Annotated in this window: 1 protein-coding gene (running past both ends of the window); it reads right to left on the reverse strand. The window is 69.3% G+C overall.

All 15,461 nt of this window come from inside a single coding sequence — locus AC6JA9_RS19150, non-ribosomal peptide synthase/polyketide synthase, on the reverse strand. Of the gene's 45,453 coding nucleotides, 13,899 precede the window and 16,093 follow it; the stretch shown corresponds to coding positions 13,900–29,360 — codons 4,634 (complete) to 9,787 (partial); the first complete codon in reading order (the gene reads right to left) occupies positions 15,459–15,461. Both codon boundaries (start and stop) fall beyond the window edges.

Here is a 15,461-nt window from a genome sequence, read left to right on the forward strand (position 1 = left end):
TCCGTGGGGAGCGCCAGCACGTGGTTGGCTCCCGCGAGCTGGGTCTTCCAGTACGTGAGCTGACGCTCCAGCTCACCGGCGCCGAGCCACTGGTGCTGCCACGCCGCATGGTCGGCGTACTGCACGCGCAGCGTCGGGAGGGACGCCGTGCGCCCCTCGCGAGCCGCGCTGTACAGCTCCGCGGCCTCGCGCACGAGCACACCCGTGGACCAGCCGTCGGAGACGATGTGGTGCATCGTCAGCAGCAGCACATGCAGGCGCTCGTCCAGACGGAGGAGCGTCACGCGCAGCAGCGGACCTCGGGCGAGGTCGAACGGCTTGCGTGCCTCGGCGAGCGCGAGTCGCCGGGCTTCTTCCTCACGCTGCGCGGAGGGGAGCGTGGACAGGTCCACCAGGGCGACGTTCAGCGTCGCTTCCTCCGCGATGGCCTGATGCGGACTGCCATCCGCGTTCGCGGGGAACGTGGTGCGCAGCGCCTCGTGGCGTCGCACGAGCGCGGCGAAGGCCTGCTCCAGCGCGGAGACCTCGACCGCGCCTTCCAGCCGGATGGCCGCGGGCAGGTTGTAGAGAGCGGTGCCCGGCTCGAGCTGATCCAGGAACCACAGCCGACGCTGGGCGAAGGACAGCGGCAGGTTGCCCGTGCGCGCGACAGGCGTCAGCTCCGGTGCGCGAGGAGTGGTTGCTCCGGCCTGGACGAGCACCTCCACACGCGCCGCGAGCTTCTCCACCGTGGGCGCCTCGAACAGCTCACGCAGCGGCACCTCGATGCCGAACGTGGCCTGGAGTCGAGACAGCGATTGCGTGGCGAGGAGGGAGTGGCCACCGAGCTCGAAGAAGTCGTCGGTGAGGCCGACGCGCTCGACGTGGAGCAGCTCCGCCCAGAGCGCGGCGAGGCGAATCTCGGTGGGCGTGCGCGGCGCGACGTACTCGCGCACGGGGGCGGCGATGGACGCGTCGGGCGAGGGCAGTGCGTCGCGGTCGACCTTGCCGTTGGGGGTGAGGGGGAGTGCGTCGAGCTGTGCAATGGCGGAAGGCACCATGTGCTCGGGCAGGCGCAGCTTGAGGAAGTCGCGAAGGACGGAGACGTCGACGTCCTCACCGACGACGTAGGCGACGAGGCGCTTGTCGCCGGAGGCTTCGGTGCGGATGGAGGTGACGGCCTGGGAGACGGAGGGGTGGAGGAGGAGGGCGGCTTCGACTTCGCCCAGCTCGATGCGGAAGCCGCGCAGCTTCACCTGGGAGTCGAGGCGGCCGAGGAAGTCGAGGGTGCCGTTGGGGAGCCAGCGGGCCTTGTCACCGGTGAGGTAGAGGCGGGCGCCGGGGACGAGGGAGAAGGGGTTGGGGACGAAGCGCTCAGCGGTGAGGTCCGCGCGGTGGAGGTAGCCACGAGCGAGGCCGACGGAGTCGATGCAGAGCTGGCCGGGGACGCCGACGGGGAGAGGACGCAGGGAGGCGTCGAGGATGAAGAGGCGGACGTTGTCCCAGGGGGTGCCGATGGAGGGCGTCTGGCCAGGGAGAAGGGGCTGGGAGATGGAGGCGCAGACGGTGACTTCGGTGGGGCCGTAGGCGTTGAGGAGGCGGACGCGGGAGCCCCAGCGGGAGACGAGCTCGGGAGGGCAGGCCTCGCCGGCGGAGATGAGGGTGGAGAGAGAGGGGAAGTCCTCGGGGTGGAGCTGGGCGAGGACGGAGGGGGTGAGGGTGACGGCGGAGATGGACTCGTCGCGGAGCAGGTCGCGAAGAGGAGCGCCGGGCATGAGGCGCTCGCGAGGAGCGAGGACGAGGGTGGAGCCGGCGAGGAGGGCGCCGAAGATTTCGGCGACGGAGGCGTCGAAGTTGAAGGAAGCGAACTGGAGGACGCGGGAGGCGGGAGAGAAGCCGTGGCGGCGGCCCGCGGCGAGCGCGGTGTTGGAGAAGCCGCGGTGCTGAAGGAGGGTGCCCTTGGGAGTGCCGGTGGAGCCGGAGGTGTAGATGACGTAGGCGAGGTTGTCGGCCACCGCGCCGGAGTCAGGTGCAGACGTCGGCTGCCGCGAGATGAAGCGAGAGTCGGAGTCGAGCAGGACGAGCTGCTGCGTCGACACGGGAAGCTCGTCGGCCAGGGACTCGGTGGTGAGGAGGACGGGCGCGGAGCAGTCTCGGAGGATGAAGGACAGCCGCTCGACGGGGTAGGACGGATCGAGAGGCACCCAGGCGCCGCCAGCCTTGAGGATGGCGAGCATGGAGACGACGAGGTCGAGCGAACGCTCGAGGCAGAGCGCGACGGGGACCTCGGGCCTGACGCCGAGCGAGCGCAGGTGGTGGGCGAGCTGATTGGCGCGCGAGTCGAGCTGCGCGAACGTCAGGGACTCGCCCTCGAAGCGAAGCGCCTCGGCCTCCGGCGTACGCCGAACCTGGGCCTCGAAGAGCGAATGAGCGGTGGCCTCGCGCGGGAAGTCGCGAGCGGAGTCGTTCCACTCCACCAGCACGCGCTGCTGCTCCTCCTGCCGCATGAGGGGGAGCGTGGAGATTCGGGCCGAGGGCTTGGTCGTCGCGGCCTCGAGCACATTGCCGAGGTGGCGAATCAGGCCGTCGATGGTCTCCGCGGTGAACAGGTCCGTGCGGTACTCGGCCGAGCAGGAGAGGCCGTGCGCGGACTCGGTGATGGACAGCGTGAGGTCGAGTCGCGCGGTGCCCGTGCCGCTGCCCAGCGGACGGAAGGTGAGGCCAGGGACCTCCAGCTCCGTGTCCGGCTGGTTCTGGAGCACCAGCTTGACCTGGAAGAGCGGAGCGAAGCCCAGGCCTCGACCGGGGTTGAGGTCCTTGACCAGCTCCTCGAAGGGCAGGTCCTGGTGCGCGTACGCGCCCAGCGTGTCCGTCTTCACGCGTGAGAGCAGCTCGCGGAACGACGGGTCTCCACCCAGCCGCGCGCGCAGGGCGAGCTGATTGATGAAGAAGCCGATGAGGCCCTCGGTCTCCGCGCGGTTGCGGTTCGCGATGTCCGTGCCGAGGACGAAGTCCTCCTGGCCCGAGTAGCGCGACAGCACGACCTGGAAGCCCGCGAGCAACGCCATGAACAGCGTGGAGCCCTCTTCACGGCACAGCGCCTGGAGTGAATCCACCAGCGAGCGCGGCAGGACTCGGCCCACCATCGCGCCCTGGAATCCTTGCACCACGGGACGGGGGAAGTCGGTGGGCAGGTCCAGCTGCGGCGCCGCGCCGGACAGGTGCGTCCGCCACCACGAGAGCTGGGCCTCGAGCGCGTCACCCTGCAGCCATTCACGCTGCCACGCCGCGTAGTCGGCGTACTGGATGGGCAGCTCGGGCAGCCGCGCGGGCTGGCCCGTCACGAACGACGCGTAGAGCTCGGTGGATTCGCGCACCAGCAGCCCCATGGACCAGCCGTCCGTGGCGATGTGATGCAGCGTCAGCATCAGCACGTGCTGCGTGGCCTCCAGCCGCAGCAGCGACGCGCGCAGCACGGGGCCGCGGCCCAGGTCGAACGGGCGCTTCGCCTCGGCGAGCACGCGCCGCTGGACCTCCGCCTCGCGAGCCTCACCCGTCAGCGAGGACAGGTCCTCGACGGGCATCGGCACCGGTGCGGGTGCGTGGATGACCTGGACAGGGCCTTCCTGGAACGTGGTGCGCAGCACCTCGTGACGGCGCACGAGCTCGGTGATGGCCTGTCGCAGGGCCTCGACGTCCACCACACCCTCGAGCCGCAGCGCGATGGGCATGTTGAACGTCGGGCTGTCCGGCTGGAGCTTGTCGAGGAACCAAAGGCGCTGCTGCGCGAAGGACAGCGGCAGCGGCCGGCTCCGGTCCGCCGGGACGAGCGGCGGCACCTTCGTCTCGGCGGCGTACTGCTCCAGGCGCTCGGCGAGGCCCGCGACGGTGGGCGCCTCGAACAGCTCTCGCAGCGGGAGCTCCACGTTGAACGCGGCCCGGATGCGCGAGACGACCTGCGTGGCGAGCAGCGAGTGTCCACCCAGCGCGAAGAAGCTGTCGGTGGCACCCACGCGCGGCAGCTTGAGCACGGCGGCGAACAGCTCCGCGAGCTTCTCTTCCGCGGGCGTGCGGGGCGCGATGAACGTCGCGTCTCCGCGCAGGCTCTCCGCGTCGGGCGCCGGCAGCAGCCGCCGGGCAATCTTTCCGCTGGGCGTCAGCGGGAGCGCGTCCAGCGTGAGGAAGACGGACGGCACCATGTACTCGGGCAACTGTCCGAGCAGCGCCGAGCGCAGCGCGCCCGGAGTCAGCGCGACACCGGACTCCCCCGTGGGAACGACGTAGCCCACCAGGCGCTTGTCGCCGGGCACGTCCTCGCGCACCACGGCCGCCGCGTCCCGGATTCCCGGGAGCGCACGCAGCGAGGCCTCGACCTCGCCGAGCTCGACGCGGAAGCCTCGCAGCTTCACCTGACCGTCCAGGCGTCCCAGGAACTCGACGGTGCCGTCCGCCTTCCAGCGCGCGGAGTCACCGGTGCGGTAGAGCCGCGCGCCCGGAGCCTTGCTGAACGGATGCGGGACGAACTTCTCGGCCGTCAGCTCTGGACGGCCCGGGTAGCCGAGCGCCAGGTGCTCGCCGCCGATGTGGAGCTCGCCCGGCACGCCGATGGGCGTCGGCTGTCCCATCGCATCCAGCACGAACAACTGCGTGTGCGGCAGCGGCGCGCCGATGGACGGCAGGCGCGGCCAGGACGCGGGCGCACCCTGGAGTCGGTGCGCGGAGACGACGTGCGTCTCGGACGGGCCGTACTGGTTCTCGAGCACGCACCCGGGCAGCCGCTCGAAGAGGGCCACGAGCGCGGGAGTGACCTGGAGCTGCTCACCGGCCGTGACGACCTCGCGCAGGGACACGGGCAGCGTGGCGCCGTGCGCGACGGCGTCGGCGATGGCCTGGAGCGCGACGAACGGGAGGAACAGTCGCTCCACGCCCTGCGCCTGGAGGAAGTCGAGCAGCGCGGGCACGTCCTGGCGCAGCCCGCCCGTGGGCAGCACGAGCGTTCCACCCGCCCACCACGTGGAGAACAGCTCCTGGCAGGACACGTCGAAGCTGAGCGACGCGAACTGGAGCGTCGTGGCCTGGGGCTTGCGCGACTGGCGGAGCTGCCACGTGAACAGGTTGCTCAGCGCTCGATGCGGCAGCGCGACACCCTTGGGCCGGCCTGTGGAGCCGGACGTGTAGATGACGTACGCGGGCGCATCGGACGACAGCGTCACCGTGAGCGCGTGCGTGGGCTTCGTGGTGATGACCTCGGCCTCGGCATCGAGGAGGAGGTTCCGCACGGAGCCGGCGACCGGGAGCGAATCCCGGAGGCTGGAGTGCGACAGGACGACGCGCGTACCCGAGTCCTCCAGCATGAAGGCGAGGCGCTCCGCAGGGTAGTTCGGGTCGAGCGGCAGGTAGGCCGCTCCGGCCTTCAGCGCGGCGAGGACCGCCACCGCCATGTCGAGCGACTTCTCCAGGCAGATGCCGACCGTGGCGCCCGCGAAGACGCCATGCTGACGCAGCACGTGCGCGAGCTGGTTGGCCCGCGCGTCGAGCTGGGCGTAGGTGAGCGCCGTCGTGCCGTCCGAGACCGCGATGGCCTCGGGCGTCCGCGCGGCCTGGACCTCCACGGGGTGGTGGATGGCCACGGGCACGTGCGGCGCGTGCGCCGTGTCGTTCCACTCCGTGAGGAGCTGCTGACGCTCGTGGGTGCTCAGCAGCGGCAGTCGGGCGAGCGACTGGCTCGCGTCGGAGACCGCCGAGGCGAGCAGTCGGGTGAGGTGCTCACCCATGCGCTGGGCCGTGCTCCGGTCGAACAGGTCCGTGTTGAACTCGAGCAGACCGTGGATGTCGTCGCCGGTGTCGACCAGCAGCAGCGAGAGGTCGAACTTGGCAGTTCCGCTGTCGACCTCGAGGCTGCGAGGGGCTCCGGCTGGGACGCCCTCGGCGCGGGCCGTCTGCAGACCGAGCATGGCCTGGAAGAGCGGCGAGCGGCTGAGGTCGCGCTGCGGCTGGAGCTCCTCGACGAGCTTCTCGAAGGGGACGTCCTGGTGCTCGTAGGCCGCGAGGGTGGACTCTCGCACCTGGGTGAGCAGCTCGCGGAACGTCATGTCCATCCGCGTCCGGGTCCGGAGCGCGAGCGTGTTGACGAAGAAGCCGATGATGCCCTCGAGCTCGGCCCGCTGCCGGTTGGCGATGGGCGAGCCCACGACGATGTCATCCTGACCCGAGTAGCGGGCGAGCAGGACGTTGAAGGCGGACAGCAACACCATGAAGGGCGTGACGCCCTCGCGCTGGCACAGGGCGCGAAGCGCGGTGGTGAGCTCCGCTCCGAGCCTCACCGGCAGGTTGGCGCCGTGGGCCGACTGCACGGCCGGACGAGGACGGTCCGTGGGCAGCTCGAGGGCATGCGGCGCCCCCGAGAGGTGCTCGCGCCACCAGGCGACCTGCTGGGCGAGGACGTCATCACGCAGCCAGCTTCGCTGCCAGGCGGAGTAGTCGGCGTACTGGAGCGACAGCGGGGCGAGCGGCGACGGCAGGCCACGCGAGAACGCGGCATACAGCTCGCCGACCTCGCGGCCGAAGATGCCGCTGGACCAACCGTCCGAGACGATGTGGTGCACGGTGACGAGCAGCACGTGACGCTGCTCGGAGAGTCGCAGCAGCGTGGCCCGCACCAGCGGCGCGCGCGTCAGGTCGAAGGGCTTCTGGATCTCGAGCGTCGCGAGCTTCTGGGCCTCGGCCTCGCGCGCCTGCTCGGGCAGCTGGCCCAGGTCCACCACGGAGACCGACAGCGTGGCGTCCGGATGGATGCGCTGGACGGGCTCGCCATCCTCGCGGGTGTGGAAGCTGGTACGCAGCGACTCGTGGCGACGCACGAGCTCCCGGAGCGCGCGCGTGAGGGCCTCGGTGTCCAGCGCTCCGTCGAGCTGGAGCGCGCTGGGGATGTTGTAGAACGGGCTGTCCGGCTGGAGCTTGTCGAGGAACCACAGCCGCTGCTGCGCGAACGAGAGCGGCAGCTCCCCCGTGCGCGGCACGGGCGCCAAGGGCGGGAGCTGGAGGCCGTGACGCTCCTGACGCGCGGACTCGATGCGCGTCGCGAGCTGGGCCACCGTGGAGGCCTCGAAGAGCGCCCGCACCGGCAGCTCGACGCCGAATGACTGACGCACCCGCGACACGAGCTGCGTGGCGAGGAGCGAGTGTCCGCCCAGCTCGAAGAAGCTGTCGGTGACGCCGACGCGCTCGACGTGGAGCACGGAGGCGAAGAGGGATGCGAGGAGCTGCTCCGTCGGCGTGCGGGGCGCGGTGTACTCGCGGGCCGTGGCGAGACGCTCCGGCGCGGGGAGTGCCTTGCGGTCGGCCTTGCCACTCGGCGTCAGCGGCATGGCCGCCAGGTGCATGAAGACCGAGGGCACCATGTACTCGGGCAGCCGAGGTTCGAGGTGTGCCCGGAACTGCGCCTGGGTCAGCGACTCCGCGTCGCCTGTGACGTAGGCGACGAGGCGTGCGTCACCCGCGACGTCTTCGCGCACGGTGACGATGGCATCGCGCACGGACGGGTGCGCGAGCAGCGCGTTCTCGACTTCACCGAGCTCGATGCGGAAGCCACGCAGCTTGACCTGGAAGTCGGAGCGGCCGAGGTACTCGAGGGTGCCGTCGGGGAGCCAGCGAGCGAGGTCACCGGTGCGGTAGAGGCGTGCGCCGGGAGCGTCGCTGAAGGCATCGGGGATGAAGCGCTCGGCGGTGAGGTGAGGAGAGCGCCAGTAGCCGAGGCCGACCTGGACACCGCCGATGAAGAGCTCGCCCGGGACGCCGACGGGAGAAGGCTGCCCCTGGGAGTCGAGGACGTAGAGGCGGGTATTGGCGACGGGCCTGCCGATGGGGATGGAGGAGAGGGAGGAGCCGCGAGCGCAGTGGAAGAAGGAGACGTCGACGGCGGCCTCGGTGGGGCCGTAGAGGTTGTGGAGCTCGGAGGAGGGGTGAAGGCGCGAGTGGGCGCGGTGGACGAGGTCCGCGGGGAGGGCCTCGCCGGAGCAGAGGACGCGGCGCAGGTGGTTGAGGGAGTCGAGCCCCGGCTCCTCGAGGAAGGCGCGGAGCATGGAGGGGACGAAGTGGACGGTGGAGACGCGCTCGTCGGAGAGGAGGCGGACGAGGTAGGCGGGGTCCTGGTGTCCGCCGGGCCTGGCGAGGACGAGGCGAGCGCCGGTGAGAAGGGGCCAGAAGAACTCCCAGACGGAGACGTCGAAGCTGAAGGGAGTCTTCTGGAGGACGGTGTCGAGGGCGGTGAGGGAGTACTGCTGCTGCATCCAGAGGAGGCGGTTGACGACACCGGAGTGGGCGTTCATGGCGCCCTTGGGGCGGCCGGTGGAGCCCGAGGTGAAGATGACGTAGGCGAGGGAGTCCGGGCCCGCGAGAGGAGGGAGAGAGGCGGAGGACTGACGGGAGACGGCGTCCCACTGGGTGTCGAGGCAGAGCACCTGGGAGGCGTGCTGAGGCAGGACGGAGGTCAGGCGTGAGTGGGTGAGGAGGACGGGAGCCTGGGCGTCCTCGAGCATGCCGGCGAGACGCTCGCGGGGGTAGGCGGGGTCGAGGGGGACGTAGGCGGCGCCGGACTTGAGGACGGCGAGGAGTGAGACGACGAGGTCGAGGGAGCGCTCGAGGCAGACGGCGACGAGGAGGCCCGGGCGGGCGCCGAGGGAGCGCAGGTGGTGGGCGAGCTGGTTGGAGCGGGCGGCGAGCTGAGCGTAGGAGAGAGACGTGCCCTCGAAGCGGAGGGCTTCGGCGTGAGGCGTCCGGAGGGCCTGGGCCTCGAAGAGGGAGTGGAGGGTGGCGTCCTCGGGGTAGCGGACGTGCTCGCCCTGGAAGTCGGAGAGCAGGGTCTGCGTCTCGGTGGCCGAGAGGAGCTTCAGGCTGTGCAGCGGCTGGTCGACGTGTGTGGTCGCCTCGGTGAGCAGGCTCGTGAAGTGGCGAGCCATGCGCTCCACGGTGGAGGCGTCGAACAGGTCTGAGTTGTAGTCCAGCGCGCCCTGCAGCTTGCCTCCAACCTCGCTCATGCCGAGGAAGAGGTCGAACTTGGCGGAGTGCAGTTCGGAGGTGAGGACGTCGAGCTCGAGGCCAGGGAGGTCGAGGTCTTCGTCGGGAGTGTTCTGGTAGACGAAGGACACCTGGAACAGCGGCGAGCGGCTGAGGTCGCGCTGCGGCTGGAGTTCCTCGACGAGCTTCTCGAAGGGGATGTCCTGGTGCTCGAACGCGGCGAGCGTGGACGCACGCGTGTGGGTGAGCAACTCCCGGAAGGAGTGCTCGGGGTTGATGCGCGCGCGGTGGACCAGCGTGTTGACGAAGAAGCCGATGAGGCCCTCCGTCTCGGCGCGGTTGCGGTTGGCGATGGGCGAGCCCACCGAGATGTCGTCCTGCCGTGAGTAGCGCGACAGGAGGACCTGCCAGCCAGCGAGCAGCACCATGAACGGCGTCGCGTTCTCACGCTGCGCGAGCGCCTTCACCGCCTGCGTCAGCTCCGTTGAGAGCGTGAACGGAAGGACCGCGCCGTTGTAGGTCTGGACGGCGGGACGAGGCCTGTCGGTGGGCAGCTCGATGGCGGCGGGAGCCCCCGCGAGCTGATTGCGCCACCAGCCGAGCTCCTTCTCGAGCACGTCACCGTGCAGCCACTGGCGTTGCCAGACGGAGAAGTCGGCGTACTGGATGGGAAGCGGCGCGAGCTGCGTGGGCTCGTTGCCGGAGAACTGGCGATAGAAGGCCGCCAGCTCGCGGACCATGACGGAGATGGACCAGCCGTCGGACGCGATGTGGTGGATCGTGACGAGCAGCCTGTGCTCCCGCGCATCCAGACGGACGAGTGAGGCACGGACCACGGGGCCCCGAGCCAGGTCGAACGGACGCACGGCCTCCTGGGAGGCCAACCGCTGGGCCTCGGCCTCACGCTCCTGTGCGGGCAGGGCGGACAGGTCGATGACCGGCATCTCCAGCACGAAGTCCGGCTGGATGACCTGGACGGGCTGACCGCCGTGGACCGCGAAGTGAGTGCGGAGCACCTCGTGGCGCGCGAGGAGCGCGTTGAGCGACTGATGCAGCGCGCTGACGTCGAGTGAACCGGAGAGCTTGAGGGCCCAGGGGATGTTGTAGGTGGAGGAGCCGGGCTGGAGCTGGTCGAGGAACCAGAGGCGCTGCTGAGCGAAGGAGAGAGGCAGCGGCTGGGAGCGGTCGACAGGGACGAGAGGAGGCTGGCGGGAAGCGGAGCCGTGCTGCTCGAGGCGCTGAGCGAGCAGAGCGACGGTAGGCGCGGCGAAGAGCTCACCGAGAGGGAGCTCGACGCTGAAGGCGGAGCGGATGCGAGAGACGACCTGGGTGGCGAGGAGGGAGTGGCCGCCCAACTCGAAGAAGTCGCCGTGGAGGCTGACGCGCTCCAGGCCGAGGACGTCGGCGAAGATGGAGGCGAGGCGAGCCTGGGCGGGAGTGGAAGGCTCGACGAATTCGTCAGCGGAAGCCGCCAAGGCGAAGTCGGGAGCAGGGAGCGACTTGCGGTCGAGCTTGCCGTTGGCGGAGAGGGGGAAGGCCGACAGCGAGACGAAAGCCGAGGGCACCATGTACTCGGGCAGTCGTTGCTGGAGGAAACCCTTGAGCGCGGTGGTATCGACGGACTGCTCTTCTGCGGCGGTGAAGTAGGCGACGAGGCGCTTGTCACCAGGGACGTCCTCACGAGCGAGGACGACAGCCTCCTGGATGCCGGAGAAGAGACGCAGAGCGGCCTCGACTTCGCCGAGCTCGATGCGGAAGCCACGAATCTTCACCTGGAAGTCGTTGCGGCCGAGGAACTCGAGGGTGCCGTCGGAGAGCCAGCGAGCCTTGTCACCGGTGCGGTAGAGGCGAGCACCGGGCGAGCTGCTGAAGGGGTGAGGGACGAAGCGCTCGGCGGTGAGGTCCGCGCGGTTGAGGTAACCCCAAGCCAGGCCGTCGCCGCCGACGAAGAGCTCTCCGGGAACGCCAGGAGGAAGCGGCTGGAAGGAGGAGTCGAGGACGAAGGCGGAGGAGTTGGAGAGAGGCGAGCCGATGGGGACGGAGCGGGAGACAGCGTCACCGTGGCGAAGGGCGTGGGTGGCGGAGAAGGTGGTGTTCTCGGTGGGGCCGTAGCCGTTGACGAGGACGTGGCCTTCGGGGAGGCGGGCGAGGTGCTCACGGACGCGGTGAGGCGGCAGCACGTCACCGCCGGCGAGCAACTGGCGCACGCCAGAGAGGGCGACGGGCTGGTGCGCAACCATCTGCTCGAAGAGGGCCGCCGTCAGCCAGAGAGAGGAGACCTTCTCGCGGGAGAGGACAGCACCCAACTCCTCCAGGGAGAGGGAGTGGGGAGGCGCGAGGACGAGCTTCGAGCCGTGAAGCAGGGCCCCCCAGATTTCGAGGGTGGAGGCGTCGAAGGCGACGGGAGCGGCGTGGAGCCAGACTTCGGAGGCACCGAAGTGGATGAAGGAAGAAGAGACGAGGCGAGTGACGCCGCGGTGGGGAACGCAGACACCCTTGGGCTCGCCGGTGGAGCCCGAGGTGAACATGACGTAGGCGAGGTCGTCGCCGGAGACGTCAGAGGCCAGCGCAGTCGTGGGCCGACGTGAGATGCGAGAGGCCTCCTCGTCGACGAGGAGGAGGACGGCGCCGAAGGCAGGCAAGTCGTCTGCGACGTCGGAGTGGGAGATGAGGACGCCGGCGGCGGACTCACGGAGGACGAAGGAGAGGCGCTCGGAAGGCCAGGCCTTGTCGAGGGGGACGTAAGCCGCGCCGGCCTTGAGGACGGCGAGCAGGGAGACGATGAGGTCAGCGGAGCGGTCGAGGCGGACAGCGACGCGAGAGCCGGGGAGGACACCCAGGGCACGCAGGTGGTGGGCGAGCTGGTTGGAGCGCGCGTCGAGCTGCGAGTAGGTGACAGCCTCATTCCCCGAGACAACAGCGACTGCGTCGGGTGAACGGGCCACCTGCTGCTCGAACAGCGCATGCACGCTCGCGTTGCGCGGGTAATCCGTGACGGTGTTGTTCCACGTCGAGAGCACGGCCTGCTTCTCGGCGGACGTGAGCAGCGGAATCTGGCGGAGCTGCGTCTCCGGTGAAGAGACGACCTCGATCAAGAGCACCGAGAAGTGCTGTGCGAGGCGCTCCATCGAGGTCGCGTCGAACAGGTCGGTGTTGTAGTTGATGATGCCGGAGAAGCCGTCCTTGCCCTCTTCGAGGAGGAGGCTGAAGTCGTACTTGGACGTCTCGATGCTCGGAGGCACGCCACCCAGCGTGACTCCAGGGAGCGTCAGTGCCTCTTCCGGAGCGTTCTGAAGCGTGAGCGTGACCTGGAACAGGGGCGAACGGCTGAGGTCGCGCTGCGGCTGCAATTCCTCGACGAGCTTCTCGAACGGGATGTCCTGGTGCTCGTAGGCCGCGAGGGTGTTCAGGCGCACCTGTCCCAGCAGCTCGCGGAATGAACGCCGCGCATCGATGCGTGAGCGCAGGACGAGGGTGTTGACGAAGAAGCCGATGAGGCCCTCCGTCTCGGAGCGGTTGCGGTTCGCGATGGGCGAACCCACGGAGATGTCGTCCTGTCCCGAGTAGCGAGAGAGCAGGAGCTGGAAGGAGGCCAGCAGGACCATGAAGGGCGTGGCACCTTCGCGCTGGGCCAGCTCCTTCACCTGGGCACTGAGGTGCTTGGAGAGCGCCACAGGCACGACGGCGCCGCCATAAGTCTGGATGGCGGGACGAGGCCTGTCCGTGGGTAGCTCCAGCGCCGGAGAAGCGTCCGCGAGCTGCTTGCGCCACCAGTCGATCTCCGAGGCGAGGACGTCGCCATGGAGCCACTGGCGCTGCCAGACGGAGAAGTCAGCGTACTGGATGGGCAGGGGCGCGAGCTGCGCGGCTTCTCCACCGGAGAACTGGCGGTAGAAGGCGGCGATTTCCCGCGTGATGACCGCGATGGACCAACCATCCGAGATGATGTGGTGGGCGGTGACGAGGAGCAGGTAGTCCTCGTCGCTCAGTCGCACCAGTGACGCGTGCACGAGCGGACCGCGGGACATGTCGAACGAGTACAGCGCCTCCGCGCGCGTCAGTCGTTCGGCTTCGGTTTCGCGAGCCGCGGGCTCCAGTCCTCGCAGGTCGATGACAGGCAGCTCGAGTCGAACGTCAGGACGAATGACCTGAACGGGCTGACCGTCGTGGACCGCGAAGTGAGTACGGAGCACCTCATGGCGAGCGAGGAGTGCGTTGAGCGACTGGCGCAGCGCGCTGACATCGAGTGCGCCGGAGAGCTTGAGGGCCCAGGGGATGTTGTAGGTGGAGGAGCCAGGCTGGAGCTGGTCGAGGAACCAGAGGCGCTGCTGGGCGAAGGAGAGAGGCAGCGGCTGGGAGCGGTCGACAGGGACGAGAGGAGGCTGACGGGAAGCGGAGCCGTGCTGCTCGAGGCGCTGAGCGAGGAGGGCGACGGTGGGCGCGGCGAAGAGCTCACCGAGGGGCAGCTCGACGCTGAAAGTGGAGCGGATGCGAGAGACGACCTGGGTGGCGAGGAGGGAGTGGCCACCCAACTCGAAGAAGTCGCCGTGGAGGCTGACGCGCTCCATGCCGAGGACGTCGGCGAAGATGGAAGCGAGACGGGCCTGTGCGGGAGTGGAGGGCTCAACGAATTCGTCGGCGGAAGCCGCCGAGGCGAAGTCGGGGGCAGGCAGAGACTTCCGGTCGAGCTTGCCGTTGGCGGAGAGGGGGAAGGCCGACAGCGAAACGAAAGCCGAGGGCACCATGTACTCGGGCAGTCGCTGCTGGAGGAAGCTCTTGAGCGAGGTGGTGTCGACGGAAGAGTCGCCAGAGGTGAAGTAGGCGACGAGGCGCTTGTCACCAGGGACGTCCTCACGAGCGAGGACGACGGCCTCCTGGATGCCGGAGAAGAGACGCAGAGCGGCCTCGACTTCGCCGAGCTCGATGCGGAAGCCGCGAATCTTCACCTGGAAGTCGTTGCGGCCGAGGAACTCGAGGGTGCCGTCAGAGAGCCAGCGAGCCTTGTCACCGGTGCGGTAGAGGCGAGCACCGGGGGCGCTGCTGAAGGGATGCGGGACGAAGCGCTCGGCGGTGAGGTCCGCGCGGTTGAGGTAGCCCCAAGCCAGACCGTCACCACCGACGAAGAGCTCTCCCGGGACGCCCGGAGGAAGCGGCTGGAAGGAGGAGTCGAGAACGAAGGCAGAGGAGTTGGAGAGAGGCGAGCCGATGGGGACGGAGCGGGAGACTTCGTCACCGTGGCGGAGGGCGTGAGTGGCGGAGAAGGTGGTGTTCTCGGTGGGGCCGTAGCCGTTGACGAGGACGTGGCCTTCGGGGAGGCGGGCGAGGTGCTCACGGACGCGGTGAGGAGGCAGCACGTCACCACCGGCGAGCAACTGGCGGACGCCCGCCAAAGCAGAAGGCTGGTGGGCAACCATCTGCTCAAAGAGAGCAGCGGTCAGCCAGAGAGAGGAGACCTTCTCGCGGGAGAGGACAGCACCCAACTCCTCCAGGGAGAGGGAGTGGGGAGGCGCGAGGACGAGCTTCGAGCCATGAAGGAGCGCACCCCAGATTTCGAGGGTGGAGGCGTCGAAGGCGACAGGAGCGGCGTGGAGCCAGACTTCCGAAGCGCCGAAGTGGATGAAGGAAGAAGAGACGAGGCGAGTGACGCCGCGGTGAGGAACGCAGACACCCTTGGGCTCGCCGGTGGAGCCTGAGGTGAACATGACGTAGGCGAGGTCGTCGCCAGAGACGTCAGAGGCCAGCGCAGTCGTGGGCCGACGTGAGATGCGAGAGGCCTCCTCATCGACGAGGAGGAGGACGGCGCCGAAGGCCGGCAAGTCGTCTGCGACGTCGGAGTGGGAGACGAGGACGCCTGCGCCGGACTCGCGGAGGACGAAGGAGAGGCGCTCGGAGGGCCAGGCCTTGTCGAGGGGGACGTAAGCCGCGCCGGCCTTGAGGATGGCCAGAAGGGAGACGATGAGGTCAGCGGAGCGGTCGAGGCGGACAGCGACGCGAGAGCCGGGGAGGACACCCAGTGCACGCAGGTGGTGGGCGAGCTGGTTGGAGCGCGCGTCGAGCTGTGAGTAGGTGACAGCCTCATCCCCGGAGACAACGGCGACTGCGTCGGGCGAACGGACCACCTGCTGTTCGAAGAGCGAGTGGATGCTGGCATCGCGCGAGTAGGCGGACTGCGCACCGTTCCATGCAGGGAGCAGTTGCTTCTCTGCCGGTGTGAGCATCGACACGAGGCCGAGCTGTCTGTCGGGGCTGGTGAGAAGCCCATCGAGGAGCACCGCGTAGTGACGAGCGAGGCGCTCCATCGAGGCCGCTTCGAACAGATCGGTGTTGTAGTTGATGATGCCCGAGAAGCCTTCGCTTCCTTCGTCGAGGAGAAGGCTGAAGTCGTACTTGGACGTCTCGATGCTGGGCGGGAGGGCGTCGAGGCTGAGCCCGGGAAGCGTCAGAGCCCCCTCGGGTGCGTTCTGGAG

This window comes from Myxococcus sp. MH1 (assembly GCF_059738865.1).